At 52.9% G+C, this 410-nt stretch carries 2 protein-coding genes; both read right to left on the bottom strand.

Annotated elements, in window-relative coordinates; translation table 11 throughout:
* On the bottom strand, nucleotides 1-224 hold a 224-nt coding region (locus tag NE591_RS12830; RefSeq protein WP_256156811.1), incomplete at its 3' end, for a DegT/DnrJ/EryC1/StrS family aminotransferase.
* Nucleotides 221-410 (bottom strand): hypothetical protein (locus NE591_RS12825; RefSeq protein ID WP_256156810.1); only part of this gene is annotated, 190 nt, incomplete at its 5' end. The genes NE591_RS12830 and NE591_RS12825, both read right to left, overlap by 4 nt.

Genomic DNA, 410 nt, shown 5'->3' with positions numbered 1-410 from the left:
ACTTCGTCTCCCGGCTCAAGATCGCAAAGCATGGCAGCCATCTCAAGCGCCGTCGTTCCGCTAGTGGTCAGCAAAACCTTATCGGCACGAAAACGTTCCTTAAGCCACGATTGGCAGCGTTTTGTGAAAGGGCCGTCGCCGCATATCTTATGGTTGTCTTCGGCCGACTGCCGCACATACTCCATTTCCGTACCGATAAAGGGCGGAACATTGAAGTCAATCATCGGATAGGCTCCTTTTCAGATATCCCTCTTCGGTCCGCCATCGTCCGCCGATGACGAACCCATCTCAACTCGAAGACGCTCAGCAACACGACAGCAATTCCCGTACACGCCAATCCCAAATCGAGTTCTGGTGTTACATAAGAGAACCGAAGCTTGTGGCTTTCGCCATCTACCTCGACAGCCATG

Origin of the sequence: Adlercreutzia sp. DFI.6.23 (genome assembly GCF_024462535.1) — a bacterium.
GTDB lineage: Bacteria > Actinomycetota > Coriobacteriia > Coriobacteriales > Eggerthellaceae > Adlercreutzia > Adlercreutzia rubneri.
Note: the sequence above shows the minus strand (reverse complement) of the source record. Positions and strands in the feature narration are given on the sequence as shown.